Origin of the sequence: Qipengyuania sp. SS22 (assembly GCF_025736935.1) — a bacterium.
Lineage (GTDB): Bacteria > Pseudomonadota > Alphaproteobacteria > Sphingomonadales > Sphingomonadaceae > Qipengyuania.
Window position 1 is genome coordinate 177,408 of record NZ_CP107048.1, and the last position, 13,597, is coordinate 191,004.

Below are 13,597 nucleotides of genomic sequence, written 5' to 3' on the forward strand. Positions count from 1 at the left end.
TCGTTGACCACATCTTAAGCAGTTTCGGTCAGGCAGGCTGCCAGCGCAATGGGCGCGTTTGACGTTGGGGCACAGCCAGATCGATGAACGACACAGGCAATCCGGATTACCGTAGTTTCGACCCCGCGCAGGAAGACGGGGCGGAGCCGCCCCAGCCGCGCAGCAATTCGCTGCGCGACCGCATCCGCCGCAGCGCCGAACAGTCCTCCGCTCCGGCGGTGTCGCCTTCGGGCTATGTCCACCAGCCGCAGCAGCCTGTTGCCGAGATGAGCCAGCCGGAACCGGAGGCACAGTCGCGGCCCGCGCCGATCGAGGTACCCCGCAGCGAAGACCCTGCGGAACGTCCCGCGCCGCCCGCTGCCGCGACGCAGGGTGAAGCACCGCCGCGCCCGCCCGAACCTGCCGCCGCGCCCGAACCCGAAGAAACGCCCGCGCCAGCCCAAGAACCCGAGGCAGTGGGCGAGAACGCCGGCAAGCCGATCGGCGTCGTGCTCGAAATCGCCGGGTCCAGCTCGCAAATCGCGATCGACCTTCAGCGCCTCAACGAATGCGCGGAGGACAGCGATCCGTCGGTCGCCATGGCGGGCCAGGTCGGCTCGCAGATCAAGATCCGCGTGGGCAACAGCTGGCTGCTCGCCAGCGTGCGCAACCAGCGCCAGGACCGCAAGGCGGGGTCGATCCTCGCCAATATCGACTTCCTCGGCGAAGGCACCGAAGAGAAACTGACCGGCAAGCTCCACCGCTTCCGCCGCGGCGTGACGCGCTATCCGGTGCCCGGCGCGATGGTCTATCCCGCGACGACGGCGGATTTGAAACAGGTCTATGCCAGCGATGGGCGCAGTGCGATCACCATCGGCAAGGTCTATCCGACCAAGGACATTCGCGCGGGCATCTATGTCGATGCCATGCTGGGCAAGCACTTCGCGCTGCTCGGGTCGACGGGTACGGGTAAATCGACCAGCGCCGCACTGATCCTGCACCGCATTTGCGAGGCCGCGCCCGAAGGTCATATCGTGATGATCGATCCGCATGGCGAATATGCCTCGGCGTTTCGCAACACGGGCGTGATCCTCGACGTCTCGAACCTGCAGATGCCCTATTGGATCATGAACTTCGAGGAACATTGCGAGGTGCTGATTACCAGCACCGGCAATGACCACCAGGTCGATGCCGACATCCTCGCCAAGTGCCTGCTCAAGGCGCGGCAGAAGAGCCGGCTGGCCGAGCATATGGGCAAGATCACCGTGGATTCGCCGATCCCCTACCTGCTCTCGGACCTCTCGAACGAGATCCAGGACGCGATGGGCAAGCTCGACAAATCGACCAATTCCGCGCCCTATATGCGGATCAAGAACAAGCTCGACGAGATCAAGGCCGACCCGCGCTACCAGTTCATGTTCTCGGGCATGCTGGTGGCCGACACGATGGCCGATTTCATCGCCAAGATTTTCCGCATGCCGTCGAATGGCAAGCCGATTTCGATCATCGATGTGTCGGGCGTGCCGTCGGACATCACCTCCACCGTGGTTGCCGTGCTCAGCCGGCTGGTGTTCGATTTCGCCATCTGGGGCCGCGACGAGCGGACTTCGCCGATCCTGCTGGTCTGCGAAGAAGCCCACCGCTACGTGCCCAACGAGAAGAATGCCGATGGCAATTCGGTCGGCACCATCCTCTCGCGGATCGCCAAGGAAGGCCGTAAATACGGCATCAGCCTGGGCCTGATCACGCAGCGTCCCTCCGACCTTGCCGAAGGCGTGCTGTCGCAGTGCGGTACGATCCTCTCGATGCGCCTCAACAACGACCGCGACCAGGAATTCGTCCGCGCGGCGATGCCCGAAGGCGCGCGCGGCTTCCTTGATGCGATCCCCGCGCTGCGCAACCGCGAGTGCATCATCTGCGGCGAGGGTGTCGCCGTTCCGATCCGAATGAGCTTCGACAATCTCGAAGAATCGAAGCGTCCGGCGTCGGAAGACCCCAGCTTCGTCGAATTGTGGAACAACGCGGGCGGTGAAGAGGACATGGTCCAGCGCACCGTCCAGCGCTGGCGCTCGCAGGGCTGATCCGCCCATATAAGTCATTGCGAGGAGCCGCAGGCGACGCGGTAATCCAGAGTGCTCGGCATTGGCCAGAACGCTTGGAACTGGATTGCTTCGCTACGCTCGCAATGACTTACGTCTCAAGTGCCCCGCGTGTCGCCGAACAGGTGGATATGCAGCCGGTCGCTCATCCGGAAGCCGTGCTCGACGCATAGCGGCGCGAGCCATTGTTCGCGGGCGCGCAGAGTCTCGCTGTCGGTGCCTTCGGGCATCAGGAAGACGTGGTCGGGTTTGAACCGATAGCGATCGCGCAGCGCCAGCACCTCGTCGATATCCGCAGGCGCGGCGATCACGAACTTGAACCATGCACGCGGATCGGTGGCATAGGCGTCGAGCCGCTCGGGGATCAGCGCCAGGTCTGCCGGATTACCGCTATGCGCGAGCTTGGGGCTGACGTTGAACTGGTCGATGCGGATGTCGAGCGCGGTCGGGGCCCTCGTCGTGCCGTTGGTTTCTATCTCCACTGTGACGTCGGGCAGATGGCCTAGCAACCGTAAAAGCGCCGGGGCCTGCAGCAGCGGTTCACCGCCGGTGATGACCAAGCGCTTCTGGCCCAGCGCGGTGATGCGCGCGGCGACCTCCTCCTCGTCCAGCGTGAGCTGGTTTGCCGTGCGGTCGAATTCCACCCCGTCGCGGTGCGGCCGTTCGTCGCCCGCGAAGTGCCAGGTGTAGGCGGTGTCGCACCACACGCAGGCGAGATTGCAGCGCGACAGCCGCAGGAAGGTGCAGGGCATGCCCGCACTCGGCCCTTCGCCCTGCACGCTGGCGAAGATCTCGGGCTCGCCGGGAGCCTGCGTGGCGAGGACTAGCGGCATCAGGCAGGCTCACTCGGTTGGTCGTGCGTAGCGCACACATGGACCGCATGGACCACAGTCCAGGCGCGAAAAACGAACCGATGAGTCATGCGGGGTTTGATCGATCTGCTCGATTGAAAATACGCGTCGCAGGAAGGGGTAGGGGCGTGGGCCATCGTCGCGCTCATGACACAAACGGGCCGAGTAGGAAATCGCCGCCCTCGTTCACCCCATCCGTCACCCCGGCCTCTGAGCCGGGGTCGGGCTGTTCTCCGTGGCAGGCACTAGGCCGAGCGAAGAAGCCTGACCCCGGATCAAGTCCGGGGTGACGGGGAGCGGGTAGCGCGCGAAGTCAGCCCAGCCGCGCCAGTGCCGCTTCGAGCCGGGCGACTTCGGCCACGTGGTGCGCATGGTCGGCGCGCGCCTTCTCGACCGCTTCGGGCTTGGCGCGGTCGACGAAGTTGGCGTTCGATAGCCGCCCGTCGAGCGACTTGGCTTCCTTGGCCGAGGCTTCGAGCGCTTTCGACAGGCGGGCCTTTTCCGCTGCGATGTCGATCACCCCTTCGAGCGGAATGATCAGCGCATCCTCGCCCGCCGCGATCTGCATTGCCGCGCCAGCGGGTGCTTCGGCAAAGTGGATCGCGGTCAGCCGTGCCAGTCGCTCGATCGCAGGGGCATTCGCCTCGACCACCGATTTTGCGAGCGCGCTGGGGGCGGGGCAGAAGGCTTCCAGCTTCGCGCCCGGCGCAATGCCCAGCTCGTTCTTGGCGGTGCGGATGGCGCTGGTGAGCGCGATCAGCCAGTCGATTTCCGCCTTGGCCTCGGTATCGACGTCGGCTTGCGGATCGACCCAGCTTGCAGTGATCAGCGGATAGTTCGCGCGGTCGCCCTGCTTGGACCACAGCTCTTCGGTGATGAAGGGCATGAAGGGGTGCAGCATGACGAGGATCTGGTCGAGCGCCCAGCCGGCGACCGCCTTGGTTTCCTCGTCGAAATTGCCTTTGACCAGTTCGATATACCAGTCGCAGAAGCGGTCCCACACGAAATGGTAGATCGTGTTGGCCGCGGCATCGAAGCGCAGATCGGCCAGAGCCGCGTCGAGCGCCTGCCTGGTTTCGACCACTTCGCCGATGATCCAGCGGTTGACCGTATGGGTCGCCCCTGGCGCGGCGATGCTGGTGGCCGCGCCGATGCCGTTCGACTGGCAGAAGCGCGTCGCGTTCCACAGCTTGGTCGCGAAATTGCGGTATCCCTCGATCCGCTTGTCATCCATCTTGATGTCGCGGCCCTGGCTTTCCATCGCCGCCATGAAGAAGCGCAGCGCATCGGCACCATATTGGTCGATCAGCCCCAGCGGATCGACGACATTGCCCTTGGACTTGGACATCTTCTGCCCATCCGCCGCGCGGACGAGACCGTGCAGATAGAGCTTGGGCCACGGGTTCTGCCCGGTGGTGTACTGCCCCATCATCATCATCCGCGCATCCCAGAAGAACAGGATGTCGAAACCGGAGATCAGCAGGTTGTTGGGGTAGTGCTTGGCGAGCAGCGAAGCCCTCTCCCCTTGTGGCAGAGGGTTGGGAGAGGGGTTCGCCGTGTCAGCGGCGACCATGGTCGCCGCCCCCTCACCCTCCGCGCCTGTTGGCGCTCCTCCCTCTCCCGCAGGGGGAGAGGGATTCTCCGGCCAGCCGAGAGTGGCGAAGGGCCACAGCGCGGAGGAGAACCAGGTGTCGAGCACGTCCTCGTCGCGGGTCAGCACCGCGCCTTCGCCGGCCTGAGCCTGCGCTTCCTCCTCGGTCAGTGCGACATAGGCCTTGCCGTCGCCATCGTACCAAGCCGGAATGCGGTGGCCCCACCACAGCTGGCGGCTCACGCACCACGGTTGGATGTTTTCCATCCAGTTGAAGAAGGTCTTCTCCCAGATCTTGGGGACGATCTCGACGTCGCCGTTCTTGACCGCCTCGATCGGCTTTACGGCCAGCTTCTCGGCATCGACATACCACTGGTCGGTCAGCCAGGGTTCGATCACCACGCCGCCGCGGTCGCCGAAAGGCGTCGCGATGGTGCGCGGTTCGGCGTCGAGTTGCTGCTCCTCGCCCTTCTTGGTCTTGGCGATATGCGGGATCAGATGGCCACTGTCCTTGAGCCGCTGGACGACCAGTTCGCGCGCGCCATCCATGCCGTCACGCTTGAAGCGGTGCAGGCCGAGGAATTCGTCGGGAATCTTGGCGTCGTCGTTCACCTGGCAGACGTTCGCTTCGCCATCGAGCATGTTGAGCATCTCGGCAGGTTTGAATCCGGCGCGCTTGCCCACCTCGAAGTCGTTGAAATCGTGCCCGGGGGTGATCTTCACCGCGCCGCTACCCAGTTCGGGATCGGCATGTTCGTCGGCCACGATCGGCACCCGGCGGCCGGTGATCGGCAGCACGACATGCTTGCCGACCACGCTGGCATAGCGCTCGTCTTCGGGATGCACCGCCACCGCCATGTCGGCCAGCATGGTCTCGGGGCGCGTGGTCGCGACCTCGATATAGTCGCGTCCGTCGGCCAGCGTGACGCCGTCTTCGAGCGGGTAGCGGAAGTGCCAGAACGAGCCCTTCACATCCTGCGTCTCGACCTCGAGATCGGAAATCGCGGTCTTGAGCTTGGGGTCCCAATTGACCAGCCGCTTGTCGCGGTAGATCAGCCCGTCATTATAAAGATCGACGAAAGTCTTGGTCACCGCCGCGCTGAAATGCGGGTCCATCGTGAACTGTTCGCGTGACCAGTCCATCGAACAGCCCAGCCGGCGCAGCTGGCGCGTGATCGTGCCGCCGCTTTCTTCTTTCCATTCCCATACCTTGTCGACGAAGTCCTCGCGCGAATAATTGGTGCGCTTGTCCTGCTTCGCCTCGAGCTGGCGTTCGACGACCATCTGCGTGGCGATGCCCGCATGGTCGGTGCCCACCACCCACAGCGCGTCCTTGCCGCGCAGCCGCTCGTAGCGGATCATGATGTCCTGCAGCGTGTTGTCGAGCGCGTGGCCAATATGCAGGCTGCCGGTGACGTTGGGCGGCGGATTGACGATGGTGTAAGGCTCGGCATCGGGACGGTCGGGCCGGAACAGGCCTTCCTGTTCCCAATGCGCGTACCAGCGCTTCTCGATTTCGGCCGGGTCGAAGGTCGTGGGTAGCTCGGTGCTCATGCGACTGGCCTTTGCCAGCGCCCTTGGTGCGATGCAACGCTGCAGGTGAAGTCGCGCGATAGCCGCTTGGCAAGTGGAGGATTTGCTCGCATACGACGCCGCAATGGGTAGTTTCGCCGAATACGAACTGATCGAGGATGATGACGGGGCTACGGTCCTCGTGCTCTCCGGGCCCTATCTGGTCTCGACCATTGGTGCGATCGACCAGGATTTGCGGGTCCTCGATGGGCCCATCGACACCATCGACCTGTCTGCCATCAGCGAAATCGATACGGTCGGCGCATGGGTGGCCTGCAGCCTGTCGAAGACGCACGATGCCGAGATCGTCGGTGCGAGCGATCGCGCCAAGCGGCTGGTCGGCGCGCTCGAGGGCATGAGCGTCGAGGAAGACATTACCGCGCCGCGCCTGCCCGTGTGGGAGCGCGTGCCGCAGGCGGTGGGCGACAAGCTGTTCAACGCCCGCCACGGTGCATACGGCGTGATCGGCTTCCTGGGCGCGCTGCTGATCTCCATCGGCAGCCTGATCCGCCATCCGCGCCGCTTCCGCGTGCTCGCGCTGGTCCGCCAGCTTGAACTGGTGGGGGTGTCGGCGCTGCCGATCATCGGCTTGATGAGCTTCCTGATCGGCGTGGTCATCGCGCAGCAGGGCGCGGTCCAGCTGGCGCAATTCGGGGCGGAGACGCTGACCGTCAATCTGGTCGGCCGGATCACCTTGCGCGAACTGGGTGTGCTGATGACCGCGATCATGGTCGCGGGCCGATCGGGCAGTGCCTTCGCCGCGCAGATCGGGACGATGCGGCTAACCGAGGAAGTTGATGCGATGCAGACCATTGGCATCTCGCCAATGGAAGCGCTGGTCGTTCCGCGCATCCTTGCCGCGGTGCTGATGATGCCGCTGCTCGGCTTCTATGCCTCCGGGGTTGCGATAATCGGCGGCGCGTTCGTCGGGCAGTTCATGCTGGGCATTCCGTTCTGGACCTTCCTCACCCGGATCCAGGACGTGGTTCCGATCTACGATTTGTGGGTCGGGCTGGTCAAAGCGCCGGTGTTCGGGCTGATCGTCGCGCTGGCGGGCTGCTATCACGGCATGCAGGTCAAGGGGAATTCGGAAGACGTCGGCCTGCGCACCACCATGGCGGTGGTGACGGGGATCTTCGCCGTGATCGTGATCGATGCCTTCTTCGCCGTGTTCTTTACCGAAATCGGGTGGGGCTGATGGCGCAGGACGAAACCGGGCGCGAACTGGGCCGCCACGAACGCTATCGCGGCGATTACCCGATCGTCGTCGAAGGGCTGACCAATGCTTTCGGCCCGCAGGTCGTTCACGAGAACCTCGATCTCAAGGTCAGGCGCGGCGAAATCCTCGGCGTGGTTGGCGGATCGGGCACCGGCAAGAGCGTGCTGATGCGCTCGATCATCGGGCTGCAACGCCCGACCGAAGGTGACATCCGCGTGTTCGGCAAGTCGATCATCGACACCGATCCCAATGTGAATATCGGCATTCGCAACCGCTGGGGCGTGCTGTTTCAGGGCGGGGCGCTGTTCTCGACGCTGACCGTGGGCGAGAATGTCGAAGTGCCGCTCAAGCAGTTCTACCCCGATATCGAACCCGATCTGCGCCACGAGATCGCGCGCTACAAGGTGGTGCTGTCGGGGCTCGCCGAAGAGGCAGTGGCCAAGTTTCCCTCCGAACTGTCGGGCGGGATGAAGAAACGCGCCGGGCTCGCCCGCGCATTGGCGCTCGATCCCGAATTGTTGTTCCTCGACGAGCCGACCGCGGGGCTCGACCCGGTCGGCGCGGCCGCGTTCGACCGGCTGACGCTGGAACTGAAGGAAACGCTCGGGCTGACCGTATTCCTGATCACCCACGATCTCGATACGCTGCACGAGATCTGCGACCGCGTGGCGGTGCTGGCGGACAAGCAGGTGATCGCGGTCGACACCGTGCCCAATCTGATGGAACTGGACCATCCGTGGATCCAGCAATATTTCAACGGTCCGCGCGGGCGCGCGGCGCTGACCGCACAGGCGCTCGACGAATTGCGCCGGCACATGGACAAACCGGTCGCCGCGCATGCGGTCAAAGCGTTGGACAAACCGCCTGCGGGCAAGGCATAGGGCGAAACCAATGGAAACGCGGGCAAATCACGTTTGGGTCGGTGCGGTAACGCTGCTGATCCTCGGCGCGCTCGCGCTGTTCATCGTCTGGCTCGCGCGCCTCGGCGGCGGTGACCAGAACGAATACGATATCTTCTTCAAGCAGTCGGTCGCGGGTCTCGCCAATGGCAGCTCGGTCGATTTCGCCGGCGTGCCCGTGGGGCAGGTCAATGAAATCGTGCTGTGGGACAAGGATCCCGAATTTGTCCGCGTGCGGATCAAGGTGAAGGAAAGCGTGCCCATCCTGGTCGGCACCACCGCGACGATCCAGGGCAGTTTTACCGGCGTGTCGACGATCACGCTCGATGGCGCGCGCAGCGGTGCCCCGCCGATTTCGTGCGAGACCACCGCCTGCACCGAAGGCGTGCCGATCATTCCGCCCACTACCGGCGGCGGCTTCGGCGCCGTGCTGGCCAGCGCGCCGCTCCTGCTCGAACGGCTGGCCACGCTGACCGAGCGGTTGACCGTGTTGCTGAGCGATCGCAACCAGGAAGAAATCTCGCAGATCCTCGCCAACACCAACGCCGCGAGCGCGGGCTTCGCCGCCGCAGCGCCGCAGCTTGAGCGGACCATGGCCGAACTGCAGGTGACCCTGCGCGAAGCGAGCGAGGCGCTGGACCAGTTCGAAAAGGTCACTGCCTCGACCGATCGCATCCTCAACCAGGAAGGCGAGGCGATCGCGCGCGACCTGCGCTCGACGCTCGAATCCGCCAGCGGCGCGGCCAAGGCGCTCGAAGACACGCTAAACGAAGCGCGCCCGGCGACCCGGCAGCTGACCGAAAGCACGCTGCCCGCCGCCGAAGCCACGCTGAAGGACCTGCGCGCCACCAGCAAGGCGCTGCGCGACGTGACCGAGAAGATCGACGAAAAGGGCGCGGGCGCGCTGCTTTCGAGCCAGCCGCTGCCCGACTACAAGCCGTAAGGGGCCAGAGCATGACACGCACCATCACACTTGCCGCGTTGGCCCCGGTCCTGCTGCTCGGTGGCTGCCTCAGCTTCGGCGGCGAAGCACCCGACAGCCTGCTGACGCTGACGCCCACCACCACCGCGCCCGCGGGCGCCGGTGCGGCAGCCGCGCAGGGCACCGCGCTGGCCATCGTCGAGTTCGAAGCGACCCGCGCGCTCGATGTCACCCGCGTGCCGGTACAGGTCACCGATACGCAGCTCGCCTATCTGCAGGACGCCGTCTGGGTCGATCGGCCCGCGCGCCTGTTCGGCCAGCTGGTCGCCGAAACAATCCGTTCGCGCACCGGCCGCGTGGTCATCGATGGTGCCGATCCGGGCGTGAACGCGACCGATCGCCTGCACGGCTCGCTGCGCGCCTTCGGTTACGACGCGCGCACCCTCGAAGCCGTCGTGACCTTCGATGCAGTGCGCAACACCAATGACGCGGAACCCATGACGCGCCGCTTCGAAGCGCGCGTACCCGTGGCCGCGCCCGAAACCGCCTTCGTCGGCCCGGCGCTCAACCAGGCTGCCAACGATGTCGCAGGACAGGTCGCCGACTGGGTCGGCTGAGCCGGTCTAAGCGCGCGCCAGCCGCACGAAGGCCATTGCCTTGAGGAATGCCTCCAGCCGCTTCGCGCGGCGCGCGGCGGCTTCTTCATCGGCGCCCCATTGCTCGATCTGCCAGTCTTCCTCGAGATTGGCGGCGGCCCATAGCGCTTCTCCGTCGGCATCATCATCCAGCGCAGCAAGGCCGATGCACAGGGATGCCGCGAGCGCGGTCGTTTGCTCCAGCGCGGCGAGCGTGAAGTCGTCGTGGGTTTCGATGCGCGCCTTGAGCGTTTCCATCGTTTCCGCCGGATGCGGGCGGGCGACCACGCCGCTGACGCGTTCTAGTGTCACGCCCTCGCGCGCTTCGAGCGCATCGACCAGCGGGTCCCACAGATCGCGCTGGCGGTGCCACAGCGGCTCGTCCGGCTCGGCGCGATAGCAAAGCGTGTCGGTCTCCACATAGCGCAGCAGCTTGGCGACCACGCCCGCGCGGTCCGCGGGCACGACGTCGAGCGCATAATCCGCCATGTCGCGAAAGGCGAAGCGCGCGGGATCGATCGTCTCGCCCTGGGCCGCCCATTCGGCGGCCAGTTCTTCGGCCAGCGCCTTGGAATCGACCACCTGGCTCCCGCCGCCCTGCGTCTTGACCGGACGGCCATCGAGCGCGACGTGATAGCCCGCTGCGACCTGCTCGACACTGACGTCCTTGTAGAACCGCTTCACTCGCCGCTTCTCCAGCGCTTGGCGAGGAAGATCGGGAGGATGAACACGTCGACCGCGCCCAGCGCGAGGAAGAGATAGCCGACGATTTCGGGCAGCGGCAGGATCTGGCTCAGGACCAGCGCGCCGAATACCGCCAGCGCCACGCCCGACAGGCGGACGGCCTGGATTGTCAGGAAGCGCGCCTTGGCCGGATCATGCTGGTCCACGGATCAAGTCTCCCAATTGCTGTGCGGTGTCGGCGACCGCGCTGGCGCCCGTATCGAACAATTCCTGCGGTTCGTGATAGCCCCACGACACGCCGATCGCGCGCACGCCGGCCGCGACTGCCATCTCCATATCGAAACTGGTGTCGCCGATCATTACCGCGTCGTTCGGGGACACGCCTGCATCGTCCAGCGCGGCTTCCAGCATGGCGGGATGCGGCTTGGACGGATGGCGGTCGGCGGTTTGCAGGGACACGAATCGGTGCTTGATGCCATGCGTATCGAGACAGGCGTGCAGGCCGCGGTCGCTCTTGCCCGTGGCGACACCCAGCAGCCGTCCCTCGGTGTCGAGTTCGTCAATCAGCGCGCCGATACCTTCGAACAGCGGTTCGCGCAGCGCACCGGACAGGCGCAAATCCCGATATCCCGACTTATAGGCTTCGACCACCGCGTGACGCTCGTCGTCGCTGGCCTCGGGCGCCAGTTCGCGCAAGGCAAAGGGCAGGCTGAGCCCGACGATGCGGCGCACCTTGTTGCGTTCGGGGGCGACCAGCCCGACATTTGTAAAGGCGAGTTCCATCGTCTCGCAAATGGCCGCCTGCCCATCGACCAGCGTGCCGTCGCAATCGAAGACGACAAAGCGGCTCATGCGGGCAAACCGCGCATCGCACCCGCCAGATCGCCATTGCCCGCGCGTTCCACGCCTGCCGCGATGGCTTCGCGAACGGGGGCGGGCTTGTCCTGCGACAGCTTGATCGTCGGACGGTATTCCTCGACGGCAAGCTCGAAACCGCCAATCCCGCCGAACAGCCGCTGCCACACGGCCTCGCTCGCTTCATCGGCGGACCAGCGGTCCCCGCCCAGTCGGGCTTCCTGCATCGCGATCAGGCGGTGAAGGAAGGTTTCGAGTTCGTCATCGGCCATGCGGCGGACGATTCCGACCGCTTCAACCGCGACATAGTTCCACGTCGGGACGGTGTCGCGATTGGCGTACCAGCGCGGCGAGATATAGCCGCCGGGTCCGTCCACGGTGACCAGCGTACTTGCCCCGTCCAGATGATCGAACAACGCGTTGGCTTTGGCCAGATGGAACTGGATACGGTTTTTCCCGCCCATGACCAGCGGGGTTCGCGCGGCGCGGGGGGCTGCGGGCGTCTGCAGGAACACGGTCCCCACGCCGACCTGCGCAATCATCGCTTCGATGGCTTGCCGATCGTCACTGCGGAAGAGCGGGTTGGGATGCATCAGGGTTTGCCCCGGGGCTTTTTCGGCTTGCCCGGTGCCGCACCGCGCGCACGGCGCGGCGAGCGCTGCGACTTGCGATAGTTCTTCGCATGCTGGCGTGCCTGCTGCTTCTTCTCCTCGCGCGTCCTGGGCGGCGGATCATCGCGCATGGGGGTGGCATCGGACAGGTTCACGTCGAACCCGAGCTGCTCCATCGAAGCGGCAAAGTGTTCGGGCAGATCGGCGGTCACGTCGAGCTTGCCGCCGTCGGGGCTGTCGATGATCAACCGCCGCGCATGAAGGTGCATCTTGCGGCTGATCGAGCCGGTCAGGAAGGCTTCCTTGCCGCCATATTTGCCATCGCCCACGATCGGGTGGTCCATCGCCGCGCAATGCACGCGGAGCTGGTGCGTGCGGCCGGTCAGCGGCTGCAGTTCGAGCCAGGCGGCCTTCTTGCCCACCGCATCGACGACCCGGTACTTGGTCTTGGCCGGCTGGCCGCCCTCGTGGTCGACATGCATTTTCTCGCCGCCTGAACCGGGCTGCTTGGCGAGCGGCGCTTCGATCACGCCTTCCTTCACATCAGGCACGCCGATCACCAGCGCCCAGTAGATTTTCTTGGCCGAACGCCCCGAAAAGCGCCTGGAGAAATAGGCTGCGCTGCCGGGCGTACGCGCCACCAGCAGGACGCCGCTGGTATCCTTGTCGAGCCGGTGGACGAGGCGCGGACGCGGTTCGTCCTCGCCGCTGATGTAAGCGTCGAGCAGGCCGTCCACATGGTTGAACGTGTTCGTCCCGCCCTGTGTCGCCAGGCCCGGCGGCTTGTTGATTACCAGCGCGCTCTTGGTCTGCTCGATCAGCATGGCCTCGGCCTGTTCGATCTCGGCCGGCTTGAGCTCGCGCTTGGTCTTGGGCTGCTTGTGCGGCGCATCGCCGCCCGGGGGCACGCGGATCTGCTGTCCCTGTGCGAGCCGGTCGTCGGGCTTCACCCGCTTGCCATCGACCCGGACCTGCCCGGTGCGCGCCCATTTGCTGACCGTGCCGAAGCCGACCTGCGGCAGGTGCCGCTTGAACCAGCGGTCGACGCGAATCCCGTCATCGTCGGGGTCGACGGTAAAGCTGCGTACTTCGTCGGAGGTTTTCATCCTGCCATCCTCATCACGCCAAGTCCGACCATCAGCCCGGTGATGCCCATGGCGATCGACAGGACCCCGTAGAGCAGGGCGAAGAGATAATTGCCGCGTTCGAGCAGCAGCACCATTTCGAGGCTGAAGGCGCTGAAGGTGGTGAACCCGCCGAGCAGGCCGACCCCCAGCAGCAGCCGCAACTGTTCGCCGCCCCCGCCGCCGTGGCGCGCCAGCCAGCCGGCGAGCAGGCCCATGGCCAGGCTACCCGCGGCATTGACCGCGAGAGTGGCGAAAGGGAAGGCGGTGACGATGGGCGCGCCAAGCCAGCCGGTCATAGCGCGACCCAGCTGCCAGCGCAGCACTGCGCCGAACCCGCCGCCGACAAAGACGTGCAGCGCGGCGACGAAAGGAGTAAAGGTGGACATTGCCGCTGCCCTTAGCCGCCAATTGCGCGTTCGTCATCCCGATGCTGCAGCGAGCGAGTAAGACTTGCTTTCAGTCGCGAGAATCCGTATGTGCGCCCCCGTTCGAGCCGGTCCGGAACGGATTCGGCGCGCTTTTCGTTGAACAAGCGAAACCCTATTCAAGGAGG

General features: G+C 65.3%; 13 protein-coding genes. 5 read left to right on the forward strand and 8 right to left on the reverse strand.

Features of this window, described 5'->3' with window-relative positions; all coding sequences use genetic code 11:
• Positions 1 to 83 precede the first annotated feature (83 nt).
• Entirely contained in the window at positions 84 to 2,060 is a 1,977-nt protein-coding gene (locus N6L26_RS00855) for an ATP-binding protein (protein ID WP_263606177.1), read from the forward strand.
• A 116-nt stretch (positions 2,061 to 2,176) separates the two neighbouring features.
• Here N6L26_RS00855 and N6L26_RS00860 read toward each other — a convergent pair whose 3' ends face one another.
• Together N6L26_RS00860 and N6L26_RS00865 are read right to left on the reverse strand one after the other, a co-directional pair.
• Positions 2,177 to 2,911: a 7-carboxy-7-deazaguanine synthase QueE gene (locus N6L26_RS00860; RefSeq protein WP_263606178.1), complete on the reverse strand. Its 735-nt coding sequence runs from the start codon at positions 2,909 to 2,911 to the stop codon at positions 2,177 to 2,179.
• 331 nt (positions 2,912 to 3,242) lie between these two features.
• Positions 3,243 to 6,074 carry a valine--tRNA ligase gene (locus tag N6L26_RS00865; protein WP_263606179.1) on the reverse strand — a complete coding sequence of 944 codons (2,832 nt, stop codon included), beginning with the start codon at positions 6,072 to 6,074 and terminating at the stop codon, positions 3,243 to 3,245.
• Positions 6,075 to 6,177: 103 nt separating this feature from the next.
• On the opposite strand from N6L26_RS00865, the gene N6L26_RS00870 reads away from it, so the two are divergent.
• From N6L26_RS00870 to N6L26_RS00885, 4 genes are read left to right on the forward strand one after another with little or no spacing between them, the layout of a single operon-like run.
• Positions 6,178 to 7,290, forward strand: a complete 1,113-nt coding sequence (locus tag N6L26_RS00870) for an MlaE family ABC transporter permease (RefSeq protein ID WP_263606180.1) — start codon at positions 6,178 to 6,180, stop codon at positions 7,288 to 7,290.
• Complete coding sequence (locus N6L26_RS00875) at positions 7,290 to 8,192, forward strand: ABC transporter ATP-binding protein (protein WP_263606181.1); 903 nt, start codon at positions 7,290 to 7,292, stop codon at positions 8,190 to 8,192. Before N6L26_RS00870 ends, N6L26_RS00875 begins: the two co-directional genes overlap by 1 nt.
• A 10-nt stretch (positions 8,193 to 8,202) precedes the next feature.
• Entirely contained in the window at positions 8,203 to 9,153 is a 951-nt protein-coding gene (locus N6L26_RS00880; protein ID WP_263606182.1) for an MlaD family protein, read from the forward strand.
• Between the two features lie 11 nt (positions 9,154 to 9,164).
• Complete coding sequence (locus N6L26_RS00885; RefSeq protein WP_263606183.1) at positions 9,165 to 9,749, forward strand: ABC-type transport auxiliary lipoprotein family protein; 585 nt, start codon at positions 9,165 to 9,167, stop codon at positions 9,747 to 9,749.
• Between the two features lie 6 nt (positions 9,750 to 9,755).
• Here the strand turns inward: N6L26_RS00885 and N6L26_RS00890 are convergent, their stop codons facing one another.
• The 6 genes from N6L26_RS00890 to crcB are packed head-to-tail and all read right to left on the reverse strand — an operon-like array spanning position 9,756 to position 13,430.
• The gene (locus tag N6L26_RS00890) at positions 9,756 to 10,451 is read right to left on the reverse strand and encodes an ATP12 family protein (RefSeq protein WP_263606184.1); all 696 of its coding nucleotides are present in this window, start codon (positions 10,449 to 10,451) and stop codon (positions 9,756 to 9,758) included.
• Positions 10,448 to 10,657 (reverse strand): hypothetical protein, encoded by a 210-nt coding sequence (locus N6L26_RS00895; RefSeq protein ID WP_263606185.1) that lies wholly within the window; start codon positions 10,655 to 10,657, stop codon positions 10,448 to 10,450. The genes N6L26_RS00890 and N6L26_RS00895 overlap by 4 nt, the downstream gene beginning before the upstream one ends.
• The gene (locus N6L26_RS00900; protein ID WP_263606186.1) at positions 10,644 to 11,303 is read right to left on the reverse strand and encodes an HAD-IA family hydrolase; all 660 of its coding nucleotides are present in this window, start codon (positions 11,301 to 11,303) and stop codon (positions 10,644 to 10,646) included. Before N6L26_RS00900 ends, N6L26_RS00895 begins: the two co-directional genes overlap by 14 nt.
• Positions 11,300 to 11,899, reverse strand: a complete 600-nt coding sequence (locus N6L26_RS00905) for an FMN-binding negative transcriptional regulator (RefSeq protein WP_263606187.1) — start codon at positions 11,897 to 11,899, stop codon at positions 11,300 to 11,302. Before N6L26_RS00905 ends, N6L26_RS00900 begins: the two co-directional genes overlap by 4 nt.
• Positions 11,899 to 13,023 (reverse strand): RluA family pseudouridine synthase, encoded by a 1,125-nt coding sequence (locus tag N6L26_RS00910; protein ID WP_263606188.1) that lies wholly within the window; start codon positions 13,021 to 13,023, stop codon positions 11,899 to 11,901. Before N6L26_RS00910 ends, N6L26_RS00905 begins: the two co-directional genes overlap by 1 nt.
• Positions 13,020 to 13,430 (reverse strand): fluoride efflux transporter CrcB, encoded by a 411-nt coding sequence (gene crcB / locus N6L26_RS00915; RefSeq protein WP_263606189.1) that lies wholly within the window; start codon positions 13,428 to 13,430, stop codon positions 13,020 to 13,022. Before crcB ends, N6L26_RS00910 begins: the two co-directional genes overlap by 4 nt.
• Positions 13,431 to 13,597: the final 167 nt, after the last annotated feature.